We start from the raw sequence: 21,663 nt of genomic DNA, 5'->3' as shown, positions 1-21,663 counted from the left end.
TTTCAAAGGTCTCTTTCTTTTATTTAACGGCAGATTTAGAATTTGATACATAAAGGTTGTCGGTCATCATAGACCCAAGATAGTCGTCTCCCAAGAGATGAAGGATTCCCCATTTATTACTCTTATTAAAGAGTAATTTTTCTACACCGTTTTCAGTAACAATATCAACATTAACTTCGAACTTATCTATGGTTCTCTTAATATCATTCATAGTAATACTTTCAAAATAAGACTGGCTAGAGATGTTATTTACCTTGGTTAGCATACTAGTATGATTCAAACATAGTTGTGCAAATTCTTCATGATTTGAAATGGGTATCTTATCAGAAATTTTTGATACTACCTTACGAGCGTTCTTTCGCAGTCCATCATAGTACCTGAAAATGGTTTGGAAGTAATGAGTATTCTCAACAAAAATATAATTGTTAAAGTAAACACAATCTATCTTTTCATCAAAATTTAACACCTTTTCCTCGAAGTCATCATAAACGCCTTCGGACCAGATGGCTTTGATCCCGTTACTTTTAACCATTCCTTTTACGTTGGCGAATTTTCGATATAACCTAATCGTATGTCCGTTTTTAGACTGAATAATAAAACAGTAAAAAGACATGTTATTGATAAAATCAGTATCCTTCTCATTGTAATGGTGCATATTCTTAATCGATGGCATACTATCTATAGCATGTTTGAGGCTTTCGCACTCATCATTTTCAATAGCAAGGAATTGAATTTGCTCTGATTCTTTCTTGTATCCTGGTTTGTACTGAATAAGCTCCTTAAAGCCCATATCGACCGCCATGGTAGACCTTGCAATATAAGTGCTTACGAGATGCTTGAATTTTTCCGCTAAATTTGTGCCTATACTAAGTTTTCTATAATCAAATGAGTTTCCGTAACTTCCTAATACAACCGCTATTCTATAATCCCCTTTAATGACATCCATCATATTTGTGTATTGTTCATTCATTACATCAACCCCCTAAGTAGATGTTTCCATCTAGATGTTTTGTATTTATCATTTCATCTTTTAAGATCTGTCTCTTCTTAGTAATAATCATCATTGTATGACCTTGATCATCTTCAATTTCAAAGATATGATATTGCAGGATATTGAGAATAGGGTTCGTATAAACCATGTTTGAACTTGTATAGATAATACCTAGCATTACAAATAGAACCAACACCGCAATGACATTTCTTTTTTGACTTAAATCTTGTTCTAAGAAGGGGAATAGATACGCAACTATATAATTAATCGCTACATCATCTTTAGTTGTCACCTTATGAACCTTAGTAAAATCCCCTTCTAAATGATTTGCTTTCCTTAGTAAGTATAGAAGCATTAAAATTGATACAACCCCGACAGCAACCATTCCATACGCAGCATAGATATTTTTAAACGGATTCATGATTGCAAATATAAAGAATAGAGGCGAATAGGAACTGAGGAACAGGATTACTCTAATGTACTTCCGCAACAACTTGTATCACGTCCTTAATTTCGATATTTTATTCTTACAAATAGTATCATTGAAAGAAAGGTATGGAAGTAAAAACAAGTAACTTTCAATATGAGAAGAATTGATTGTCATAGGTGAGAAGGGGGAGGGTCTTTGTGGGTATGCGCTTGGAATTGGAATGGGAGATCATTACCAATAATAATGAAATCAGATTAAGTCCTGACAAAAACGATTATGAGTTAAAAATGCAGGGTTATCACATCGTTCCGATAGAGCATCCAATCGAGATAAGGGTGAGAAAAGAGTCTGCAATAATTGGACAAGCAAAAGTATACAAAATAGTCCAAGAGAACAATCAAACGAACATCTGCTATAGGTTAACTAATCTAAGAACAGTTAATTGAGATTATACAGATTTACCAACCAAAAAAGGGTGCCTGTTTTAGAAACAGGTACCCTTTCTGTTCTTACTCATAATTCACATACTAAGCTTAATATGATAGGCAACCAGCTATTACAAATCCAATAGATAGGGAGAGCAACAACAAGAAGATTCCAATAGCTTGATTATCTTCATCAATTGCTTTTGTAATTTTGAAGTTCGGTGTGATAAGCTCAGCAATATAAAAAGTGATAATTTGAGCTACGATCGCCACGCCACCCCAAATAGCCATATCGTTGAGCGAAATAGAGTGAGAAATAGCTGAATAAAGAACGATAGCTAACCCCAGCATCTTACCACCAAGAGCGTATGCTGCAGCTTTATTTCCTTCACCAATTAGTTTGAACTCTTTGTTTTTAGTAGTAACCTCAAATAAGAAAGTACCTACTAATAGCAAAGAAGCACCGACCGCGAAATATTGTAAAAAACTAATAAATAATTCCATGTGTAGTAACACCTTTCTTTTTTAATTTTTAACGCCTAAAGGCAAATAATACGATTCATTATCTGTGATTTGATTACCTGCTCTAACGCCAATTGCGCTTGCTTTACCTTCTAGTAAAAAGCACCCTATCATATAATGAAGGTCTTTTTTACCTGAAACAGTTTTTACCGCCGTAGTGGGTAGGTCTACATATTTTTGATATATAGGCAGTTCTTCTTTGTATGTTTTATTGGGATCTTCCATAACCATCTTGCCGTTCGGATCGTAAATTTCTACTGTATCTCCCTCACGACCAAAGGAAGGCTTTTTAACATATTTCTCATTCGCTTTCCAAAACGGTTCATTGTCTAAGTATGTAGGCAACATGTGAGAACGAATCCACTCATGTTCTTGTTTCGTAAAATAGTCACTTTCATCGTTATGTAAAGCCCAAATGACAGCTTGGACCGATTTCGACTGGAGTAGAAATGCAGACGGAGGATTTAATAAAGCTAACTTCTTATTTTTCACTAAGTCCAAAAGCAGCTCCCCGACTTTATCACCAGATATCGGATCCTCATCATTTATTAAATGTTCAAGCGGATAAGTTTGACGATATAGAACATCGACTCTTTCACCTGTATCATCGAATAACCCTTCGCCTTTTATAATTTCCAAACTATCTAAAGGTACATACTTAGCATCTAATCCACTAAGCTCCATAAGATACAATGTAGTGTTTTTATCTTCTTCGTCATCTCCGTGAGATGTGAAGACAACATTCGGTTTGTAGTCGTATCCGTTCATTAAATGAGAGTAGTTAACAACATGTCGCAAACTTTCACTCAACCGTCCACTCTCATCAGTATTCGGGTCATCTACATTAAAATTTTGAGAAACAACCTTATTAACATGGAATAATTCTTTAATAAAAGTTGGCGTATCTGAATTGATCTCTAAACATTTATACCCATCATGGGTTTTTACGAGGTCAAGTCTCGAAATAACGCTCTCAATATCTATTGTATTGAGACGAACATATGGGATTAGACCTTCAGGTAAACCAAGAGAGGCTAGTGTTTGGTCATCCATGCCTCTTAGCAAATTTGCAGTTTTAAAGAAAATAGTGCTTAAGCGATTAGCAACCTTACGAATCGCCTCAATTTCCGATTTGGGAAGTAAAAGAATGTCATACAGAGCGTATTCCGTTTCATGTAGATCATGCCAGAAGTTATCTACTTTGTTGTATAGCTGTTGTCTTTGTTGTTGATGACTTTCTGTTACTAACGACATTAACCCCCAAATCCTCCCTTAGAACCACTACCAAACCCGCCACTACTTCTAACAGAACCTTTCGAGCCGCCTTTAAACGAGCTGCTGGATTTGTAACTCTTATAGGATGAGCTGTTTTTTAAAGCAGATTTAGATGTGTAGATACCGCCATTATGGAAGTAGTGACCATGATAACGGCTATTATCGTCACATTCGTAAACCCCTAATGAATCATTCCAATCGTAATCGGAACAACGCTTATCACCAGGCTTAGATGGTAAACTAACTGAGGACGAAGGCGCACAACCTGCTACGGAAGAAGCTAATGCTGCAGCGAATACACCAGACATAATTTGTTTAGTTTTTCTTTGCATGTGTTCCATCCTTTCCAAATTATTCTTGCAAAACTAACTTATCATATTTAAAATTAAAAATATAGTTAAAACATATGTTTTTATGTAATATTTATAGTTTCAAACAAAATGAAAAATCATTATATTGTCAGATGGAAAGGAGCAAATGTTATGAAGGAAATGATGGCTTATTATCTGCATGATAGGTACGGGAATTATAAAGCAATCTACCATTATCATTCAGATGTTATTAATGAATCGGAGGTTTTTGCTCGTCAACTCTGCGACTTTTTTGTTAAAGACAATAAAACTTATAAGCTCATAGAAAATGAGCTGATCAAAGAAGGAGCAGAAAACTATGACGCTTTGATCGTTGAAGAGGTCACTGACCGGTATAACGATGAAAATCACCCTTCATATGGAGATGGGGTCCACTTAGAGTTTAGAGAGTTTAACAGGTATAGCAATGACATCCCGCTATTAGAAAAAATTGAATTGCAGAATCATATAGAAGCGATTCGCTACCTTCTAAAAGATATTATTCCTCTTGGAGAAAAAGGGACATGGTATCGAGACTCTGCAGAAATTGATGAGGATAGAAGTACATATGTTATATACGTTCAACCGACTGAATAGGGGGATCTTGAATTGTTTCATTTAAAAAAATTAATGTTTAAACTGGTAAGAATGAGCAATCTGGTATTGCTGTTAACAACACTCGTTGTTATCTTTGGAAGTTCTTTTTACTTTTCAATAGTCGAACCAGATACCTTTGACACACCCTGGATAAGTTTTTGGTATGTACTCACCACCATTACAACTGTAGGATATGGTGATTATTCACCGGTTACAGTAGCGGGTCAAGCATACGCTGTTTTCCTTTATATAATAGGGATCGGCTTACTAGGGGTCGTAATTGGAAAAGTAGTCGATGGACTAGGAGTCTATCGGAAATTAAAGGAGGAAGGACAATTGCCTTTTAAAGGGAGTAACCACGTAGTAATATTTGATTGGTCGAAAAAAGCACGATTGGCAGTTGAAGAAATTACTGAAACAGAGTTGAACACCGATATAGTGGTAATCGATACATTAGAAAAAGAACCTATTTCTCATCCTCGCGTTCACTATATAAGAGGGGACGGAACGGACAGTTCAACCCTTGAAAAGGCGAACGTATCACAAGCCCGAACAGTTATCATTTATGCAGATGATTCCGTAGACAATGACATGTTGGCTGATGGGAAAACGATGTTATTAGCAGCTTCAGTAGAAAAGTATGCTTCAAAAGTTCATACGATTGTAGAATTGAAGAACGAAAAACACGTATCAATCTTTGATCACATTAAGGTAGATGAATTTGTATTGTCAGACGAAACGATATCTCGCATGACAGTCCGCTCATCATTGCACCATGGAGTAACAAAAATATATAATCAATTGCTAAGTAGAAAGATCGGAGACGACCTTTACCAAATCGAAAAATCATCAAAATGGAGAACGTATCGGGACGCATACAATGACCTTTTAAATTCAGGCGCAACGTTGCTATCAGACTCTGAAGAATTGGGTATTAACCGTAAGCTAGATGAAACGATTCCTTCTAATGCTAAGCTTCACATCGTATGCAATGACAGTACAATTAAGGTCATTCAAGAAAAGTTTTCTAGCTAGAACAATTAAACCAACTTTAAATGCTTATTATGGTTCTAAGCATATAAGACAAAACTCGGAGGGTCCACTTGATATATATACAAAGGGTACTAATGGCAATAATAATTTCTGCACCTATATCAGTTTTTGTATCTGCAATTGGAGAGTTTTCTCTTATCTGGATGCTTGGATTAGAGTACAATCATACAGATACTCTTGCAACAGTAATTACATTGCCGATCTTTTATGCACTTTTTTATATACTATTCGGTCTCCCCACAACTTTAATCGCAGATGGATTGGTTAGATTAAAAACATTGGCTAGACACCGCACGACAATTCAGTTATTGGTCTATACTTTAGCGGGATTAATGTTGTCTTCGATTCTATCTGATTATTCATTGAGAGCAGACATATTGGTAATTGTATTGATTCCAGTTTATATATATTGGTGTGTACTTTCGATGATAAGAAAAAAGTTCAGAGAAGAAATATAAGAACATCGCTTATCTACTAAGCCCTTTAAGATAACAATTAGAAAAGAAGGACAAGAGTGATTCTTGTCCTTCTTTTTTCTTTCTATTAATAATAGAATTCACCAAGAGATCCACCCGTATGTCTTGTACTCTTTAGCGAGCGGTCGATAATCATTATAGCGACTAAGCCCCATCTTCATTTTCCTTCTGAATTTGCGATTAGACATCTTTCTTACGCTTGTAGTCTCTTTATTCTTACGCCATCCCGAACCCCTTTGGGAGTTCCTGAAATCTTTCCTTTTTTCTTTTCGTGGGTCTTTCAAGAGTCGGTTATTAGGGTGAGTGACCCACCTACCGGAACTAAACTTATACTCACATAAGTCAAGATCCTTGTAACTAGGGTTAAAGAGATTCTTTACTTCATTCTCATATTGCTCCCAATCCCAACCACGCATTTCTTCAAAACAATTAGGGCAATTCTCTGGATCAAAAAGGTGATACCAATTAGACAATTTTATCTCCAGGCATAAAGCAGAAGATTTACCATTTCTGGTACTACTCTACACCTTAGAAGACAACCATACTCATATCAGAGCATCTCCCTTCCTAAGCCGTATCATATTATTAATGCGATTATTAATTTGTTTAGTTGTTATTTTATCAAATTAGTTAAGAATTATTAACTCAAAACACTAACATCTGATATTATTTTAAAAAAAAATGGAGTGATAAAATTGAGCAAAGGTTTAAGTAATGTAGAATGCAGACAATGTTATGGTGGAGGTTGCGCTTATTGCGAAGGGTGGTTCGTGACTCCTGAGGAACTTAGTGTACCTATTAGCGTACCAACAGAATCGAAATCCAAAGATAAAACGGATTACGAGCTCTTACAAATAATGAAGCAAGAATCTGACCCTAGAACATGGTAATAGTACATTTCTAATTCATATTCAACACCGACCTTATTTTAAAAAAGATAATAATCCAAAGGAGAGTCAGTCCTGATGGGCTGGTTATCCTTTTTTCTTTCCTATCAGTATTAGAGGCTTCTAAAAAACATCTAACACAACTAACAGTAGTCAAACAGTTATTTAATTTGATATAATTAATATTAATAAAACAATTAAAATAATAATATTATCAAAAAAATATAGAAATTATAGTTTAAATTGGAGTGGTTTTCTTGCAAACAAAAGCCAGAAAAATACCTAGCATTAAAATGGTACAATCTATGAGAAAAATGGGTTACAACAACTACGATGCAATTTTTGATATTGTTGATAATTCGATTGACGCAGAAGCTTCAAAAGTCATTATTAATGTAGAAAAAGGACCTAAAAACACCGTTCGAAATATATTGATTGCGGATGATGGTTCAGGCATGCAACCAGATTTACTTTTAGAGGCAGTTCGACTAGGTTCAGAGACTGAACATAAAATGAATGACTTAGGTAAATTTGGTATGGGATTAAGCACTGCCAGTTTATCATTAACAGAAAAGATGACTGCCACATCAATGACGCCTGACACTGAATTACATACTGTTTTGCAAGATTTATCTGTCATGGAGCATGAAGGCGACTACGTATATCCAATTAGCGAATCTTCTGCTTTTTCCATTCAGAAGTTTTTTGATACGCTAGGAGATAACGTCAATAGTGGCACAGTAATCTATTTGCAAGATTGCGATAATGTTAAGCATAGATTCGATACGTTCGTAGCGAATATGACAGAGCGCCTATCTAGACAATTTCGGGGACTAATCAATAATGGCTTGAAAATTGTCTTGAACGGAGTAGTTATAAAATCTCAAGACTTTCTGCAGAGAGAAGTGAAAGGAACTAGAATTCGCTTCGATGATATGATTAACATTTCGTATACAAACTTTAAAGGTGAACTGGTTGAAGGAAAGATTAGAGTGGTTATTGCAAAGCTAGGCTCTAGCTCATACAACTTGAGTCAGGCTAATCAAGGCTTCTCTATCATTCGAAACGGTAGGGAAATTAAGTTCAATGAACGTCTGGGTTTGTGGGCGAAACACCCAAGCTATAACGCAATTCGAGGAGAACTATACTTTTCTAATTCACTAGACGAATGTATGGGCATTAATGTTGATAAGTCCAAGATTGATATAGATGAAGAAGTGGAAACTCAAATCAAAGACCAAATCTTCTCTGTCATACAAAAGATTAAGAAGGAGCTCTCTCAAGAAGCTGATTTACGCAAGAGGGAAAAGGAGAGAGAAGAAGGAAAAACTCCAGACCACAAGGATTCTACAAAGCGTATTGAAACAATTGAGACAAAGAGAACGCCCAAAAAGAAAGCAAAGGGTATAAAGAGCAAACAAGCACCAGTGAGTTGGAGTCAGGGAAATCATGGAAGCCACGCACCTATATTCCAATCATACAAGCAAGGCAAGTCACTTGTAGTGGAATATAATATGGATCACGAATTTTATGATCAGTTCGTGATGGGCACTCAACATGAAAAAGAACTGCGAACAGCGGTTGATTTACTGATCTATACTATGGCTTCTCAAAAGGAATCATATGGTAGTGATGAATTTTCAAATGAGGTATTGGAGGAATACCTTCAAGGTATGAGTCTGAAACTAAAACGTTTATTAGATAAAGAGTAGGCGAACCCTGCTCTTTATCTAATTGCAGCCAGAGTGAATAGCTTATTAGTGCGTTTTTACCAAACCATAACTACAGGCAAGAAAAGAATAACTACAAAAGAATCTTTGCGAACATCGAGAGGGTTTTTATATGGAGACGTTAAAGAATAAAATAGATAGATTAGAGGTTGCTTTCAAAGACTTATGGGACGAATTAGAGTCCTGGGAAAACACTTCACCTTCTATTGAGAGATTTGATAAATTAGAAAACATCCGCTTAGAAATGGAAGTAAAACAAACTGAAATCAAACTGCTTCGAAAAGAATTAAATGGTCTAGAGAAACAACTCGAAAAAATAGTCTGAACTGAACCAGTAGACGTCCCGAATGACTCTGTAGAAATATGGAGATTTATTTCCCATTAATTCTTTTTCCGATTAAATTGTAAAAAACAACTTAATCGGAGGTCATTATAGTGATGAACAATACTAAACAAATCATTAACGTAATTTTTAGCAAGGTAGGTCTTATTTGTATATTATTTGCTCTAATCCCCATTTTATTTGATGGATTTGACGTAGAAGCAAAGAAATATCGTGAAATCCCACCTGTTTCTAGTGGAATAATCACTGATATTAACTTTGCTACTGAAGAATTTGAGGTCAATGTAGGTGGAGATAAATACCTAATGAGCGTCTGGAATATCCATTACGTAGATGGCTATATCGAAGAGGATGGTTTATTGGTACCTTGCCATGAGAAGTGGGAAGAGTTAGTTGGACAACCAATTGATTACGTCATTACAGACGGTTACAATCAATTTGGTCACTCAGTAGTAGATATGAAGCTTAAAACCGGTGAAGATGTTGCTGAAAGATTATTATCATTAAATGCAGCATTTCCATGGGAAGAAAAATAAGAAAATAAAGACAACAAAAGTCCCCTACCATTAGGCAGTGGGACTCTTTTTTAATGCATTTTCTTTCATTTTAGTAAACATGATGTGCGTAACCAAAATACTGTTGCAAAAGAAAAACGGGATATATACCGCAACTCCGAACAATGTTATTTCAGATAGACTAGGTATTATATTTAAGATGATTTTTTGTAATAAATAAAACGCCCCTATAGTTAAAGGATAGTAACCTAAACCCACCATCACGATCTTCTTCTTTATGTCACTGGGCATAGTATCCTCCTTAAACTCAAACAGTTCGGATTCTTCCTCTTTCTTCGTCACTATTCCTACCAGATTGTAAATGAAAAACAGTACCACTGCCCATGCGAAATATGTTTTGTATGAACTGAGATCAAAAAAAGATACCTTAGGAATGTACTGGAACAAGATATAAACAAAGAGAAGGTATATCGTAAATCTAATTATATAGCCAGCTATAGCAAATATTTTCCGCATTTAAAAACCCCTATTTAGTACATTTATAATGAAAAATCTACATATATATCTACTCTAAACTTTTTTGATTGTCATGTGAAATACATGCTATGACGTATATTCTAATGGTTTTCCTGTTATATCTTTACCACGCCAACCACCTGGATTAAAGACATGATAAGGATCTGATTTAAGCTGTTCCGTGTTGTCACCGTACTTCTCTAACCATAGCTCAGATAACTTAAATAGTTTTTCTAACTCACTATAATCGAAATCATTTTCTGAGTCTATATGAACTCTAGCTTCTAGTTCGCACAAACCAGTTCGCCCTCTTAAGTACACTTGAGCAATCCACCTTCCAAACAATTGGGGGGTCACGTAACAGTAGACCTTGTTTTGTACTTTCTGATAATGATTGAATTGAGAAGAATAGAACCAACCATCTGGGATTTCAATTGGGTAATCTTTAATAGGATGCATAGAAAAATAACCGCCTTTTATTTTTCTTAACTATAACACATAAGATTTTGTCCAAAGAAAAAATGCGCCATAATTGTAGGCGCATTTATACATTAAACAACGTTTAGCATACTAAACATCTGATCAGAGCCGATCTTACCGCTCGGACCAAATCGGTTTTTTGTAATATTTATTCCCTTTACTGATACTCCTATCATTAAATCAGCATCTTCTTCAAACAGACTCGCTTCAAAGTCGGAATAGGAGTGCAATCTACTACTAGACTCAAGCTCGATTTTAGTCCCAATAATGACTCGAAGATTATATTCCTTTGCGATTGATAAAATGTTTTCTTTATCACTGAACTTTGCTTCAGATTCCAGAACTAAAACTCCCGCTGGTGTTTTATCCAATTGTTTGCGTATCTCTCTAGGAATGCATTTATTCTTGCGGATGAAAAGGACATCTTGCTGAAATTCTTCTTCGAAGATGTTAAACATTATTTCTCTAACGTACTCAGTTGTAAAACCGATTAACGCCACTTGCCAACCCTTATAACTATCAGAAGGTTGCCCTTCATTTTGAACCTTTGTTGATTCACCCTCGTAAGAATTGTCCTTTGTCTGAATGTTCATAGATTATCTACTCCTTATACTCATGATTACTCAATCATTTCTTTAATCGATGATAAGTTGTTAGAAAGATATATATCGTTACAAACGATACTACCTCCATTCCGTATCAAGTCTAAAACCGCTTTGGAAAGAGCATTAACAGCAGGTTCTAAATCCTCATCATCTCTAAAACAATGAATATGTGTGTATATAAATAGTTCGCCGTTAGACCCTGGCGCGATTTCTATATCGATGTAACTAAGCCTAACAGGTCTAAATAGGAATTCTAAAAGGAGGAACTCATTCTCATTTTTCTTATTAATTAATTCACAATAATGCTTGTTCGCTACGTCATCTAACTTGCTTTCAAAGTCAATATTGTAAAGTTGAATAACCATCGTTTCCATGATCGGAATTACCTCCTATAGAATCCTTACCAGTATTGATACATAAGTTAATTCTTTATGGTCTTGTTATAAAACTCTTGAACGGTGACCAACGTATTCTTCGTTTCTATGTATTTAACCTCAACCTCATCGCCCGGTTCAGCAAAACCTACGAAGGGACTTCTCTTAGGGTTGATTGTAAAGATCTTATCGGAACCTTCTATTAATAACTTGAAGACTTCCCCTTTACGGTCAGTTGTTTGATAACTTCGTAGTATCTTCCCCTTATGAGTAGCAAGGTTAACTTCCTCGGAAATGCTTGTTTCCTCACTCGTTGATTCAGTTGTAACCATATATTTATAGTTCTCAAGAGCATCTGCTTTGTTAGGAGCATGACCGAATATTTTCCCATCCTCACTTGATACAAAGGCAATTTCTCTAAAGAGCCCATCTTCGTCAATTAATGGAACAATCCAAGTATCTTTCCCATATATCCGGTAGAGAAGGGGTTGCGTCCCAATGTACTCCGCTTTTTTAATTTTTTCAGAACCTACTACCGCATCTACAGCTGCATTGCCATCAAGAGCACCTTTTACGTTGGAATTCGTATAATATGTCAATTCCCCAGTTCTACCATCCATCGTAGAGTAACCAACCATTGAAGAAGAGTCACTTTCGTCTCTAGTGTGATCAGTAAACCAAACAAAGTCATTATCATGTGAGAACACACCCACAACTTGCTCTGAAGATGTCTCCCAAGAAGTGGGAACATGAACATCGGTCTTGTCAAAGATAGAATTCCAGAAACCACCTGAATACTTTCCGAAATATGTATTGTAGTCCGCTGCTAGGTCTGGAGGGATCACTTGATCTACAAATTCAGGCACATCTTCTAACTTGTATTTCTCAATCTCCCCTGATTGAGGATCCACGATTATTGCTCCATCAACTTTTTTACCCTGTCTAAATTTATGATAGTGACCATAACTAACAACATAATGTGGTCTTCCGCTTTCGTCTGGTTCAAAAGAAGTCCCTATTAAAACAATGGAAGGGTACTTGCTTCTGACTTTCCTAGCAAGGTTATTAGAGAAGTAATTACTAGGGATATATTTCATTTTGTAGTCATCAACTAAAACGGAATTAGCTTTAGGGTTTTCCGCATTCATTTTTATGTATCCAGGAGAGTGTTGTCCTTTGTTTGCTTTAAAGAAAGATTTGAACTCTATTGGCGTAACCCAGAATAACTCGTTATCGATTTTCTGTATTGTCGTATCTCCAAGGTCGTAATAAGAATAATTTTTTACTTTGCCTAACACCTTTTCTGCCTCATACCGCGCATAATCAGATGGGACAATATTAAGGTGTTTGAGGTTCATTTCCTTTAAGTGATCTTCTGAATGATTTACAGCAGTCATTTTAGCCAAATCCTGTTTCACGGCTAGAGGGTGAACAATGAGTAAGTACAAATAACTTACTATGCAAACAAATAATACAATTGATAAAGCATTACCAACACTTGCAGGAATTTTGACTAGTAGCACATCTATTAATAAGGATATGATGATTGCGAACAACCCATAGACAAGTAATGCGCTCAATGTCTTATCTACTAATCCAAAGTAAGAGATGGTAAATGCATAAGCCAAACCAAGACTAAATTTGGTTATCTGAAATCCAAGTGTTTGTTTCCATATCGAAGGATACGGAGTGATAAGAAAAAACGGAATTAGATAGAACAAACAGAATCACCTGACTTTTTATTTTATGAAATTAAGCATAACATATATTTTAATGAAATTTCCAATTAAAAATAATGGTAGTATGAATTTATTACACAAAAATATATATTAAATTATAATCTATTTATTGAACGACACTAACAAAGGAGGAATCTATGAAAAGTAACATGTGGACCGTATCTCTTTCCCGATAATTCGGGTTGCTGATGAATTTCAATGCTTGGTACAGATGGAACAAGTAATAAATTCGAATGCCTGTGCAAACGGGTCTCTATTTCTGTAGAGATGACCAGCGATGTAAGCGTAATACCCCTAACGTTCCAAAGTAGGCACTCCCTGGTAACAAAGTGTTGAATGGACTGTAAAGGCAGTGGGTAGCCCTCCAGAATTCGATGTCAGAATTCAAATTAACGGAGGGCATAGAGATGAACGGTAAAAAGATTGTTAGTATTTTTAGTGGAATTGACGCACTTGGACTTGGATTTAAAGAGGATTTTGACGTTACGTTAGCAGTGGAGCAAGAAAAACATGCTTGCCAAACTCTGAGGGATAATAAGGAAGCATTTTTCCCTGATATGACCGTTTGGGAGCGGGACATCTTTTCAATTACAGATGGAGAGATTTTGAAATGGAAAGGTTGTGAAGGTTTAATCGGAGGACCTTCTTGCCAACCATTCTCTGCAGCAAAGCACGGATTTGATCCAAACGACACTCGAATCCAAGGACTTACTGAATATCTGCGTTGGTTAAGACTTCTTACACCAAAATTTTTCTTGTTTGAAAATACAGCAGGAATGATGCAAGGAAAGAAAAAGATCTTTTACGACCACTTTAAAGAAGAAGCTGAAAAACTCGGATATAGAGTAGAAGGTAGAATCGTTAACGCGCATGATTACGGAAATGCTCAAAACCGTAAGAGGATGATATCAATAGGTTTTCGTGAAGATTTAGATTTGGATTTCATATTTCCTGAACCAGTACCTGAATCGGAGCGAAAATATGTTAGAGACATCATTACCAAAAAAGGAGAAGAAGTGGGTCCGACACTTCAATATTCTGAAACAAGACGTAGGATTGTATCATACGTTCCGCCAGGAGGTCACTGGCGTCAACTTCCTACAGATGAACTAAAGATTGAAGCTCTAGGAGAGAAAAACTTCTATACTCCTCAAGGAGGCATGACAGGTGCATATCGACGTCTGCACCCAGATAGCCCATGTCCAACATTAACTACGAATCCTTGTCAGCGAAACACGATGCTTACCACGCCATATGAAGATCGCCCTTTATCTATTAAGAGTTATAAGCGAGGGATGGGGTTGCCAGATGACTATATCCTATCCGGACCTTTAAGTGCTCAGTACAAAGCGGTAGGGAACGCAGTACCGGTAGAACTATCTCATCAGATGTGTAAGTCTATCGTAAATTTGTTATCCTCAACTCAAAATGAATTTGCAGAAGCTCACTATACCTTGAGTGAAAGCTTAGACGTACAGGTAGCTGAGGCAAAAACTAACGTTGTTGGATATTCAATCGTAGATGACCAGCACAGAGATAACGGACAATTAAAATTCGATATCATCTAAATAAGCTAGTGAAGACTGAAGGAACCTGAATGACTCATATTTAGGTTCCTTTCTTGTTCTATTTTGTATGATGTATAATTAAGATGAAAAGGAAGGGATACCGGAGTGATTTTATTGAAAAAAAGCTATACAATAGAAGACCTCAAAAAGCTTGCTAAAGAGCGAGAAGGCGAATGTTTAAGCAGAACATACACACGTTTGAGTGACAAATATAAATGGAAATGCAAAAACAATCATACGTTCACCATGACAGCCAATCACGTAAAAAGAGGGCAATGGTGCAATAAATGTAGCGGTAAAAGCAAGGGGAGTCTTGAACAGATAAACCAATTAGCCAAAGAAATGGGAGGAGAATGCCTCTCAACCGAATACGTCAACGCAAAAACAAAGATGATGTTTCAGTGCCAATTGGGTCATACCTTTGAAGCTACCCCTAGTAAGATCAAACAAGAACGATGGTGTCCTAAATGTTCCGGACAAAGTAGAACAATAGAAGACGTAAAAAAGATCGCAATCGCTTTGGACGGTAAATGCTTATCAAGCAATTATGTGAACCGCAGAACACCATTAAAATTTGAGTGCCACCAAGGTCATCATTTCGAACGGAAACTATCGTCTGTTCTGGACGGCGCCTGGTGCCCTGAATGTAATGAGCAAGCGGTTAAGAAACCAAGAACAAGATGGACAATTGATAAAGTAAGAACGTATATGCAAGAACGAGGTGGTGATTGTCTAAGCGATGTATATATAGACAACAAACGTCCTCTAGAATTCGTATGCGAACACGGACACAAATGGAAAACCAGGTGGAATTCGATAACTAACAAGAGATGGTGCCCAGTATGTGCTGGGTATCAAAAGAAAAGTCTGAATGACATGCATGATCTCGCTACTAGAATGGGAGGGGAGTGCCTTTCAACAACGTATCAAGGAGCTCACCAACCGCTGCTTTGGAAATGCAAAGAAGGTCATCAATTCGAAAAGAGTTATTGGGCGATTATGGATAACGATTCCTGGTGCGCAGTATGCTCGGGTCAGAAGAAGAAAACGATCGAGGAAATGAAGGAATTCGCCGAATCCAAAGAGGGGAAATGTTTATCTGAAAGCTACAAGAGTGTTCACGATCCACTATTGTGGGAATGCTCTCAAGGTCATCAGTGGTCGGCTCCTCCTAAAAGGGTAGTAGGTGACGGGAATTGGTGTCATGAGTGCAGAAAAATCGGTTTGGATAAAATGTATGAAATTGCCGATAGCAGAGGAGGAAAATGTTTGAGCGACACCTATCACCACGCTCATTACCCTCTCAAATTTGAGTGTTTTGAAGGACATCAGTGGAGCGCTACACCTGCCAATATTAAACAAGGGACATGGTGCGGTAGGTGTTATAGAAATAACGTATCCTATTCTAAATAAGTCACTCAAATTAAATTTTAAGGAGCTTATCATTAAGTTGATAAGCTCCTTCTTTTTTATGGTTTCAATTTCTTACTCAGGTGTTCTGTCTCGAACTGGCTACTTAATACATGATTTTGTTTGCTAAATGACTTTACTATTTTAGATGTCTTGCTGCATGCATACTTCTTAATTTCGTTAAAGGGAATCCATATATCCTCATTACGTATTTCATCGTATAGTTCGGATATTACTTGATCGCGATGGTTGGAAGGCAGTTTTCTCGTAGTCCGTCTCTCTTTCATCTTTTGGTGATAAAGTGCATAAAGTTTCGTGGCGATCCATTCCTTTTGATTGTTTTTTAACTGCGAAAAACGTTTGTTGGTCTGCAATAGTTTCCCTTGTACCTTGATATGATTTTTCACTGGACACCTCCCTGAAGGTTTTTTGGGGACTCTTTATAGTCTGTATTTAAAATAATAATATCACAGCTTTTGCTATCCACTTAAAATCCGTCACCACATATTAATGACAGAATCTTTACTTTTACAACTTAGAACAACTCAGCAGATAGAAGTCCATTAATATCACCTCATTCATTAAAAATGAGGTGAAGAGAGGTTGTGTCCCAACAACTATTCTTTCATTACTTTTTTTCCCGAATCCAAATAATGACTGGTACACTGTGAAAAAATCATGGAGGTTTTCAACATGTCATACGAAAAAATTAACTTTATTTACCCAGGGCTAAGTGTAGAGGAATTTGTAAAAGAACTTGAGGAAACAGGTGCTTTAGAATGTGATGAACTTAATTCAGAGTGGAGCAAGGACTTTGGAGGTTCAATCCGTCTGGAAAATCATGTTTGGGCTCACAAAATTCCGGAAGCTGCTAAGAGTATGATTATGGAAGATTTTTCAGCAGAAGGAATTATGACGGACGACGAAATGGATGAGGAAATTGAACTAAAACAATTACTCACTATTTCATTCAGTCCCATCAACCCAGACAAGAATTTTGTTATCTCTGCAGGTTATTTTGCGAAAGATAAAAGTACAGGCTCTCAAGAAGAGTTTTACCCTCACTTTGGGAGTAGAGAATCGAGAAAATGGTTGTCAGAGTTTAGATTTCATTTTAAACTGCTTGATTGGAAATTGGCAGCTGCATAATAAAAATGTCCGAGCTTATGCATGCCTAATCCAGAATAAAAAATTAATACAATATATTCACCCAGAGCAGATGAATCCTCATCTGCTTTTTTCGTGAAAAAAAGAGCCCTAAATTTTTAGGACCCTTTTAAATATATTTATTATTGCTTATTTACGTTAGCAGCTTGTGGTCCGCGGTCACCTTCAACAATCTCAAAGCTAACTTCTTGACCTTCGTCTAGAGATTTAAATCCTTCACCTTGGATCGCAGAGAAGTGTACGAATACGTCGTCTCCACCTTCAACTTCGATGAAACCGAAACCTTTTTCAGCGTTGAACCACTTAACTTTACCGTTTTGCATAATACGTTTCCTCCTAATACATGTACATAGTACATATCTGTTTTCTTCCATTCCGCCCATAATAAATAAAAAACTGTACCTCCTTGAGGGATACAACTTACTATCCCTTGCGAAGATACAGCTGTTTTTAAATCTTATATATATGAAAAGCAAAATGGTTTACATAAACAATATCACCATAGATGTGATAAAGCAACAGCATTCTAAAAATAACTTTTTATATATTTTCCCTAAATAATAAAAACGCACTTATAATTTTCTAAAATAATATTACAAATTTGCAGCAAATCTTCATTACTGTAAATCAATCGTGTAACCTGCGATTGTCCTTACGGTAAAATACCAAATTGGAGAGTGAAACAAATGTATATGACAATCAAATTCAACAATAAAATGAAAGAGTTAGCAAAAAAAGATAGAATTCAGCGCACGATGAGAGTATACAACCAGGACTTAATTAAATGGCGCACAGCAATAAATTCAGAACGTGGTCAATATATTCAAGATACTCATTTAAGACAGTCCGTTTTCAAACCTGGAACGAGGTACAATTATACGTTAGACGTGAAAAATCAAACGCTAACAATCTTACCTACAACCTCTGGAGGGAACAAGGTATCCAGAAGAAAGATCAAAGATGGAGTCAAACCAGTAATAGATATTCGGGACAAAAAGGCGTTAGAGATGTTTGAAGGCAGTGAGAAATTACAAATTCAAATCTGTAATGACTTTGTCAGAATTAGTGTATACGAAGAGCAGAAACAATCTCAAAATGAAGAAACGGTATTTTCTAAACTTAAGAGCTCCATTTCTAAAGTAGTAAGTAAATCTCAAAAGAAGATTTCTAATGTGATCAAAATCAGTGAAGTGTTGAAGAAAAAGAAAAGTACAGAAATCTTGCTATCCAAAAAGGAACTTAGGAAAGCAGCAGGACAGAGTGCTTTTGAACAACTCTCTTTGTTTGATTATATTGATTCTACTTCTGCCGAAGAATTTGACGATACCGAGAAGGAACAAATTGAAAATGCCGAGATTGCTCTACAAGTGGCAAGCTTGTTCAGCGGTGCAGGCATAATGGACTTAGGATTCAAGATGCATTTTGATATCAAATTCGCTCTTGAGTTAGACAAAGATGCAGTAAAGACATATCGTCATAACTTAGGCGAACATATTGTACAAGCTGATATCAAAGAATACGATAAGAAAATGATCCCTAAAGTTCCTGTCATGATTGGAGGAAGTCCATGCCAAGGATTTTCAAATTCAAATCGTTATACGAACTTCCTGGACAACCCTAACAATGAACTAGTCTTGGAATACATTAAAGCAGTTAAAGCGAATGAAAATTGCAAAGTCTTCGTACTAGAAAATGTTCCGCAAATTTTATCTGCAGGAGAGGGAAAGTTTAAAGATGAGATTTATAACGCCCTTTCAGATTTTGAAATCACATCTGGAGTAGTAAATACTGCTGGTGTAGGCGGAGCCCAAAACAGACGACGTGCAATATTCATCGGATCTAAAATCGGGAGAATCGATTTACCAGAAGAAAATTTAGAACCAACTACAGTAGAAACAGCTTTCAAAGGTCTTCATGACGGAATTCCCAATCAAGTAGATTATTCTAAACCTCGTCCGCTTACTGTGGAAAGGATGAAACATGTTCCTCAAGGCGGTAATTGGGAGTACCTACCTGATGAACTTAAAACGGAGAGGATGTTAACTAAAGGGGTGCATAGCTCTGTGTATAAGCGTTTAGATATGAATTCACCTGCTATCACGATTACAAACCCAAGAAAAGCTAACATTACTCACCCTACTGAAAACAGATCATTGTCAGTAAGAGAGTGTGCAAGATTATTTGGAGTTCCCGATAAATTCGAATTTAAGGGCGCTTTAGATTCTATGCAGCAACAATTGGCAAACGCCGTACCGGTTCACCTTGCAAAAGCAGTTTCTAGAAAAGTAAAAGATGCGATCGTACAGTACAATATTCGTAACGGTCACATCAGCCTAGCTTAGATATTCAATTGCAAAGAAGGTTAGCGATTAACCTTCTTTTTTTACTCTTCTTCTACTCCTTCTTCTTCACTATCCCCATCTCTAATTATCCCGACTGCCATCATTACCTCTACAATGTCTTCTAATTCCCTTGAATCTAAATGTTTCTCAGTAACTATGTCATATTCTGCATCATATACAAAGTTAGAAATAGTGCTTTGATTAGCTACATAGACACTAATAATTTCTTCTCCATAATTATCACTTTTGAAGAAACATGATTCTGCATAGTCATGAGCATAAGCTTGACCAAATATTCTTTTTGCCTCTAGTAATACTTTCAATGCAAAATCCGGATTAGAACTTTCTAGAAAACCTCCGTAATCCACCTCTAATTCAGCTACGATTTCTCCTATGTTTCTCCTAAGAGAGCGGATTGCTTCTTCATTCCCATCAGTGTCCACAGATTCAAGTATATTTATGGAGTTGTTAATACTTTCAATTCTCTCCATCAACTCTTGATCGTCACCCATATTTATCACCTCAGTGTGGTTATTATACCCAATTCGTTACCATTCTTTTCTCCAAGTATGAATAGAACTATTCATGCACCGACTTAACAATAGGATGGAAGAAGTGTACCATCACATCTGAAATAGAAATAGACTTTCCAAGAACACGAATTAACAATTTTTTTATAACCATCAGAAGCGTTTTGTACTACAATTGTAGCAAATCAAACAAATAGGAGTGGTTCGATGACCTCTAGAAAAGCAAGTTGTAGCTCTTGCGGGATTACTACACACGAAAATGATATCAACATGACCGATTATGAAATAGACTTATGTATTTCTTGCGAGCTTAAACACCTAAGAGGAAAGGTTTCGGAACATGAAGCTACGTTAATTGAGAAAATAGGAGGGTTAGAACTCCAAAAACAACACCTTAATAATAAGGAATTGAGTTTTGGATTAAGCCAGATAAATGCCCAGATACAAATTTTGTTTGAAATCGGTAGTTCATATGGTCTGCATAGTAGTTACTTGGAAAGACAGGTAAAACTTTGGCACACCAGCATGAATTTAAAGAAGAAGACAGTTTGAAGAAGACTACCTAACCTAAACCTACTTGAGGTTAGGTTTTTTTATGCAAAAAAGCAACTCATATAATGAGTTGCTTTTATGTATTTTAGAAACTCCGCAAGTATTCGTTGAGTTCAGAACCACTTAAAGTCCTTCCTTCAATAAGAAACATTAAATTTTGTCTTTGGTAGCCATCTTTTTCGAGTGTCCCTTCAATAGTGAAGTTCCTGTTTTCTTTTGCGCTGTGATAGATCGCTCGATGATCCCCAATTTCAAATTGCAACAACTTTAAGCCAGTGGATTTGGTAATGTTAAATGAATTGATAAAATTCCTAAACCCTTCTCTTAACGTGAGTTTTTCAAGTTCATTGTTATACATACGAAAGTCCCCTATCCATTTTTCAAATATCATAGTTCAGTTCTTCGTCCTGTCAAGTAGATAGCGGGTTATAAAGCATAGAAAAAGAACCTGTGCTATTTGCAAGGCTCTCTAAAGGGTTTCAATTTCTCATCTTTTCTTTCTTCCAGCGTTCCAATCAATTGTTTTAAATCCTTTATATACAGAGTGGAAGTAAACTGGTAAAAGGAATCCAGTAGTAAGTAAAGCATACATAATTGCTTTACCCTCCCAACCTTTAGATATTGCATTAGCTGTTTCGCACAATGAGACCAGCCCAAAAATAACTAAAACTGTTTTGAATTTCATATTCATTCCTCCATTGAGTAGTTTTCTTTTTTATAACTCGTTACTAAAAGAAGTCAATTAAGAAATGCAAAAATCTAATCCTTTGTATACCAAAGAATATA

28 protein-coding genes are annotated in these 21,663 nt (G+C 36.2%); 12 read left to right on the top strand and 16 right to left on the bottom strand.

Annotated elements, in window-relative coordinates; translation table 11 throughout:
- Positions 1 to 19: 19 nt before the first annotated feature.
- Positions 20 to 970: a Kiwa anti-phage protein KwaB-like domain-containing protein gene (locus ACXAEY_RS23380; RefSeq protein WP_474815665.1), complete on the bottom strand. Its 951-nt coding sequence runs from the start codon at positions 968 to 970 to the stop codon at positions 20 to 22.
- Between the two features lie 4 nt (positions 971 to 974).
- On the bottom strand, positions 975 to 1,484 hold the full coding sequence (locus tag ACXAEY_RS23375) for a hypothetical protein (RefSeq protein WP_474815664.1): 510 nt from the start codon (positions 1,482 to 1,484) through the stop codon (positions 975 to 977).
- A 140-nt stretch (positions 1,485 to 1,624) separates the two neighbouring features.
- Here ACXAEY_RS23375 and ACXAEY_RS23370 point away from each other — a divergent pair, with 140 nt between their 5' ends.
- The gene (locus ACXAEY_RS23370; RefSeq protein WP_474816524.1) at positions 1,625 to 1,867 is read left to right on the top strand and encodes a DUF2584 family protein; all 243 of its coding nucleotides are present in this window, start codon (positions 1,625 to 1,627) and stop codon (positions 1,865 to 1,867) included.
- Between the two features lie 87 nt (positions 1,868 to 1,954).
- On the opposite strand, the gene ACXAEY_RS23365 is transcribed toward ACXAEY_RS23370, so the two are convergent.
- From ACXAEY_RS23365 to ACXAEY_RS23355, 3 genes are read right to left on the bottom strand one after another with little or no spacing between them, the layout of a single operon-like run.
- Positions 1,955 to 2,350: a DUF350 domain-containing protein gene (locus ACXAEY_RS23365; protein WP_474815662.1), complete on the bottom strand. Its 396-nt coding sequence runs from the start codon at positions 2,348 to 2,350 to the stop codon at positions 1,955 to 1,957.
- Between the two features lie 21 nt (positions 2,351 to 2,371).
- Entirely contained in the window at positions 2,372 to 3,622 is a 1,251-nt protein-coding gene (locus ACXAEY_RS23360; protein WP_474815661.1) for a glutathionylspermidine synthase family protein, read from the bottom strand.
- Positions 3,622 to 3,975, bottom strand: coding sequence for a hypothetical protein (locus ACXAEY_RS23355; protein WP_474815659.1), 354 nt, complete (start codon positions 3,973 to 3,975; stop codon positions 3,622 to 3,624). The genes ACXAEY_RS23360 and ACXAEY_RS23355 overlap by 1 nt, the downstream gene beginning before the upstream one ends.
- A gap of 150 nt (positions 3,976 to 4,125) precedes the next feature.
- Between ACXAEY_RS23355 and ACXAEY_RS23350 the strand changes: the two genes are divergently transcribed.
- The 3 genes from ACXAEY_RS23350 (at position 4,126) to ACXAEY_RS23340 (ending at position 6,101) form a co-directional block, all read left to right on the top strand.
- A complete protein-coding gene (locus tag ACXAEY_RS23350; RefSeq protein ID WP_474815657.1) occupies positions 4,126 to 4,590 on the top strand; it encodes a hypothetical protein in 465 nt (154 codons plus the stop codon).
- A gap of 12 nt (positions 4,591 to 4,602) precedes the next feature.
- Positions 4,603 to 5,625, top strand: a complete 1,023-nt coding sequence (locus ACXAEY_RS23345) for a potassium channel family protein (RefSeq protein WP_474815655.1) — start codon at positions 4,603 to 4,605, stop codon at positions 5,623 to 5,625.
- 68 nt (positions 5,626 to 5,693) lie between these two features.
- Entirely contained in the window at positions 5,694 to 6,101 is a 408-nt protein-coding gene (locus ACXAEY_RS23340; RefSeq protein WP_474815653.1) for a hypothetical protein, read from the top strand.
- Between the two features lie 98 nt (positions 6,102 to 6,199).
- Here ACXAEY_RS23340 and ACXAEY_RS23335 read toward each other — a convergent pair whose 3' ends face one another.
- Positions 6,200 to 6,592, bottom strand: coding sequence for a hypothetical protein (locus ACXAEY_RS23335; protein WP_474815651.1), 393 nt, complete (start codon positions 6,590 to 6,592; stop codon positions 6,200 to 6,202).
- 671 nt (positions 6,593 to 7,263) lie between these two features.
- Between ACXAEY_RS23335 and ACXAEY_RS23330 the strand changes: the two genes are divergently transcribed.
- The 3 genes from ACXAEY_RS23330 to ACXAEY_RS23320 all read left to right on the top strand — a co-directional run bounded on the left by ACXAEY_RS23330 (position 7,264) and on the right by ACXAEY_RS23320 (position 9,615).
- Positions 7,264 to 8,718: an ATP-binding protein gene (locus tag ACXAEY_RS23330; protein WP_474815649.1), complete on the top strand. Its 1,455-nt coding sequence runs from the start codon at positions 7,264 to 7,266 to the stop codon at positions 8,716 to 8,718.
- Between the two features lie 130 nt (positions 8,719 to 8,848).
- Positions 8,849 to 9,061 carry a hypothetical protein gene (locus ACXAEY_RS23325; protein ID WP_474815648.1) on the top strand — a complete coding sequence of 71 codons (213 nt, stop codon included), beginning with the start codon at positions 8,849 to 8,851 and terminating at the stop codon, positions 9,059 to 9,061.
- A 113-nt stretch (positions 9,062 to 9,174) separates the two neighbouring features.
- A complete protein-coding gene (locus tag ACXAEY_RS23320) occupies positions 9,175 to 9,615 on the top strand; it encodes a hypothetical protein (RefSeq protein ID WP_474815646.1) in 441 nt (146 codons plus the stop codon).
- A gap of 30 nt (positions 9,616 to 9,645) precedes the next feature.
- Here ACXAEY_RS23320 and ACXAEY_RS23315 read toward each other — a convergent pair whose 3' ends face one another.
- From ACXAEY_RS23315 to ACXAEY_RS23295, 5 genes are all read right to left on the bottom strand, one after another.
- Positions 9,646 to 10,110 carry a hypothetical protein gene (locus tag ACXAEY_RS23315; RefSeq protein ID WP_474815645.1) on the bottom strand — a complete coding sequence of 155 codons (465 nt, stop codon included), beginning with the start codon at positions 10,108 to 10,110 and terminating at the stop codon, positions 9,646 to 9,648.
- Between the two features lie 87 nt (positions 10,111 to 10,197).
- Positions 10,198 to 10,569: a hypothetical protein gene (locus ACXAEY_RS23310; RefSeq protein WP_474815643.1), complete on the bottom strand. Its 372-nt coding sequence runs from the start codon at positions 10,567 to 10,569 to the stop codon at positions 10,198 to 10,200.
- A 92-nt stretch (positions 10,570 to 10,661) separates the two neighbouring features.
- Positions 10,662 to 11,183: a hypothetical protein gene (locus ACXAEY_RS23305; protein ID WP_474815641.1), complete on the bottom strand. Its 522-nt coding sequence runs from the start codon at positions 11,181 to 11,183 to the stop codon at positions 10,662 to 10,664.
- A 26-nt stretch (positions 11,184 to 11,209) separates the two neighbouring features.
- Complete coding sequence (locus ACXAEY_RS23300; RefSeq protein ID WP_474815639.1) at positions 11,210 to 11,569, bottom strand: hypothetical protein; 360 nt, start codon at positions 11,567 to 11,569, stop codon at positions 11,210 to 11,212.
- 47 nt (positions 11,570 to 11,616) lie between these two features.
- Entirely contained in the window at positions 11,617 to 13,290 is a 1,674-nt protein-coding gene (locus tag ACXAEY_RS23295; protein WP_474815638.1) for a hypothetical protein, read from the bottom strand.
- Between the two features lie 425 nt (positions 13,291 to 13,715).
- Between ACXAEY_RS23295 and ACXAEY_RS23290 the strand changes: the two genes are divergently transcribed.
- Both ACXAEY_RS23290 and ACXAEY_RS23285 read left to right on the top strand, forming a co-directional pair.
- Positions 13,716 to 14,876, top strand: coding sequence for a DNA cytosine methyltransferase (locus ACXAEY_RS23290; RefSeq protein ID WP_474815636.1), 1,161 nt, complete (start codon positions 13,716 to 13,718; stop codon positions 14,874 to 14,876).
- Between the two features lie 114 nt (positions 14,877 to 14,990).
- The gene (locus tag ACXAEY_RS23285; RefSeq protein WP_474815634.1) at positions 14,991 to 16,289 is read left to right on the top strand and encodes a hypothetical protein; all 1,299 of its coding nucleotides are present in this window, start codon (positions 14,991 to 14,993) and stop codon (positions 16,287 to 16,289) included.
- 56 nt (positions 16,290 to 16,345) lie between these two features.
- Here the strand turns inward: ACXAEY_RS23285 and ACXAEY_RS23280 are convergent, their stop codons facing one another.
- Positions 16,346 to 16,693, bottom strand: coding sequence for a hypothetical protein (locus ACXAEY_RS23280; RefSeq protein ID WP_474815632.1), 348 nt, complete (start codon positions 16,691 to 16,693; stop codon positions 16,346 to 16,348).
- A gap of 286 nt (positions 16,694 to 16,979) precedes the next feature.
- Between ACXAEY_RS23280 and ACXAEY_RS23275 the strand changes: the two genes are divergently transcribed.
- On the top strand, positions 16,980 to 17,435 hold the full coding sequence (locus ACXAEY_RS23275; protein ID WP_474815630.1) for a hypothetical protein: 456 nt from the start codon (positions 16,980 to 16,982) through the stop codon (positions 17,433 to 17,435).
- A gap of 140 nt (positions 17,436 to 17,575) precedes the next feature.
- Here the strand turns inward: ACXAEY_RS23275 and cspD are convergent, their stop codons facing one another.
- Positions 17,576 to 17,776: a cold-shock protein CspD gene (gene cspD / locus ACXAEY_RS23270; protein ID WP_474815628.1), complete on the bottom strand. Its 201-nt coding sequence runs from the start codon at positions 17,774 to 17,776 to the stop codon at positions 17,576 to 17,578.
- Between the two features lie 363 nt (positions 17,777 to 18,139).
- On the opposite strand from cspD, the gene ACXAEY_RS23265 reads away from it, so the two are divergent.
- Positions 18,140 to 19,795: a DNA cytosine methyltransferase gene (locus tag ACXAEY_RS23265; protein ID WP_474815626.1), complete on the top strand. Its 1,656-nt coding sequence runs from the start codon at positions 18,140 to 18,142 to the stop codon at positions 19,793 to 19,795.
- A 41-nt stretch (positions 19,796 to 19,836) separates the two neighbouring features.
- Here the strand turns inward: ACXAEY_RS23265 and ACXAEY_RS23260 are convergent, their stop codons facing one another.
- Complete coding sequence (locus ACXAEY_RS23260) at positions 19,837 to 20,307, bottom strand: hypothetical protein (RefSeq protein ID WP_474815624.1); 471 nt, start codon at positions 20,305 to 20,307, stop codon at positions 19,837 to 19,839.
- Positions 20,308 to 20,532: 225 nt separating this feature from the next.
- Between ACXAEY_RS23260 and ACXAEY_RS23255 the strand changes: the two genes are divergently transcribed.
- Positions 20,533 to 20,877 carry a hypothetical protein gene (locus ACXAEY_RS23255; protein WP_474815623.1) on the top strand — a complete coding sequence of 115 codons (345 nt, stop codon included), beginning with the start codon at positions 20,533 to 20,535 and terminating at the stop codon, positions 20,875 to 20,877.
- Positions 20,878 to 20,962: 85 nt separating this feature from the next.
- Here ACXAEY_RS23255 and ACXAEY_RS23250 read toward each other — a convergent pair whose 3' ends face one another.
- Both ACXAEY_RS23250 and ACXAEY_RS23245 read right to left on the bottom strand, forming a co-directional pair.
- Positions 20,963 to 21,235 (bottom strand): hypothetical protein, encoded by a 273-nt coding sequence (locus ACXAEY_RS23250; protein ID WP_474815621.1) that lies wholly within the window; start codon positions 21,233 to 21,235, stop codon positions 20,963 to 20,965.
- A 129-nt stretch (positions 21,236 to 21,364) separates the two neighbouring features.
- A complete protein-coding gene (locus ACXAEY_RS23245) occupies positions 21,365 to 21,562 on the bottom strand; it encodes a hypothetical protein (RefSeq protein ID WP_474815619.1) in 198 nt (65 codons plus the stop codon).
- Positions 21,563 to 21,663: the final 101 nt, after the last annotated feature.

This window comes from Anaerobacillus sp. ABA4_114, from assembly GCF_056159065.1.
The sequence above is the reverse complement of the archived record's forward strand: the minus strand, read 5'-3'. Positions and strand labels throughout refer to the sequence as shown.

What these genes read in the sequence shown, in the direction of transcription:
- ACXAEY_RS23380 (WP_474815665.1), bottom strand. Translation starts at nt 970, where the DNA reads ATGAATGAACAATACACAAATATGATGGATGTCATTAAAGGGGATTAT.
- ACXAEY_RS23370 (WP_474816524.1), top strand. Translation starts at nt 1,625, where the DNA reads ATGCGCTTGGAATTGGAATGGGAGATCATTACCAATAATAATGAAATC.
- ACXAEY_RS23365 (WP_474815662.1), bottom strand. Translation starts at nt 2,350, where the DNA reads ATGGAATTATTTATTAGTTTTTTACAATATTTCGCGGTCGGTGCTTCT.
- ACXAEY_RS23360 (WP_474815661.1), bottom strand. Translation starts at nt 3,622, where the DNA reads ATGTCGTTAGTAACAGAAAGTCATCAACAACAAAGACAACAGCTATAC.
- ACXAEY_RS23355 (WP_474815659.1), bottom strand. Translation starts at nt 3,975, where the DNA reads ATGCAAAGAAAAACTAAACAAATTATGTCTGGTGTATTCGCTGCAGCA.
- ACXAEY_RS23350 (WP_474815657.1), top strand. Translation starts at nt 4,126, where the DNA reads ATGAAGGAAATGATGGCTTATTATCTGCATGATAGGTACGGGAATTAT.
- ACXAEY_RS23325 (WP_474815648.1), top strand. Translation starts at nt 8,849, where the DNA reads ATGGAGACGTTAAAGAATAAAATAGATAGATTAGAGGTTGCTTTCAAA.
- ACXAEY_RS23320 (WP_474815646.1), top strand. Translation starts at nt 9,175, where the DNA reads ATGAACAATACTAAACAAATCATTAACGTAATTTTTAGCAAGGTAGGT.
- ACXAEY_RS23315 (WP_474815645.1), bottom strand. Translation starts at nt 10,110, where the DNA reads ATGCGGAAAATATTTGCTATAGCTGGCTATATAATTAGATTTACGATA.
- ACXAEY_RS23310 (WP_474815643.1), bottom strand. Translation starts at nt 10,569, where the DNA reads ATGCATCCTATTAAAGATTACCCAATTGAAATCCCAGATGGTTGGTTC.
- ACXAEY_RS23305 (WP_474815641.1), bottom strand. Translation starts at nt 11,183, where the DNA reads ATGAACATTCAGACAAAGGACAATTCTTACGAGGGTGAATCAACAAAG.
- ACXAEY_RS23300 (WP_474815639.1), bottom strand. Translation starts at nt 11,569, where the DNA reads ATGGAAACGATGGTTATTCAACTTTACAATATTGACTTTGAAAGCAAG.
- ACXAEY_RS23290 (WP_474815636.1), top strand. Translation starts at nt 13,716, where the DNA reads ATGAACGGTAAAAAGATTGTTAGTATTTTTAGTGGAATTGACGCACTT.
- ACXAEY_RS23275 (WP_474815630.1), top strand. Translation starts at nt 16,980, where the DNA reads ATGTCATACGAAAAAATTAACTTTATTTACCCAGGGCTAAGTGTAGAG.
- cspD (WP_474815628.1), bottom strand. Translation starts at nt 17,776, where the DNA reads ATGCAAAACGGTAAAGTTAAGTGGTTCAACGCTGAAAAAGGTTTCGGT.
- ACXAEY_RS23265 (WP_474815626.1), top strand. Translation starts at nt 18,140, where the DNA reads ATGTATATGACAATCAAATTCAACAATAAAATGAAAGAGTTAGCAAAA.
- ACXAEY_RS23260 (WP_474815624.1), bottom strand. Translation starts at nt 20,307, where the DNA reads ATGGGTGACGATCAAGAGTTGATGGAGAGAATTGAAAGTATTAACAAC.
- ACXAEY_RS23255 (WP_474815623.1), top strand. Translation starts at nt 20,533, where the DNA reads ATGACCTCTAGAAAAGCAAGTTGTAGCTCTTGCGGGATTACTACACAC.
- ACXAEY_RS23250 (WP_474815621.1), bottom strand. Translation starts at nt 21,235, where the DNA reads ATGTATAACAATGAACTTGAAAAACTCACGTTAAGAGAAGGGTTTAGG.
- ACXAEY_RS23245 (WP_474815619.1), bottom strand. Translation starts at nt 21,562, where the DNA reads ATGAAATTCAAAACAGTTTTAGTTATTTTTGGGCTGGTCTCATTGTGC.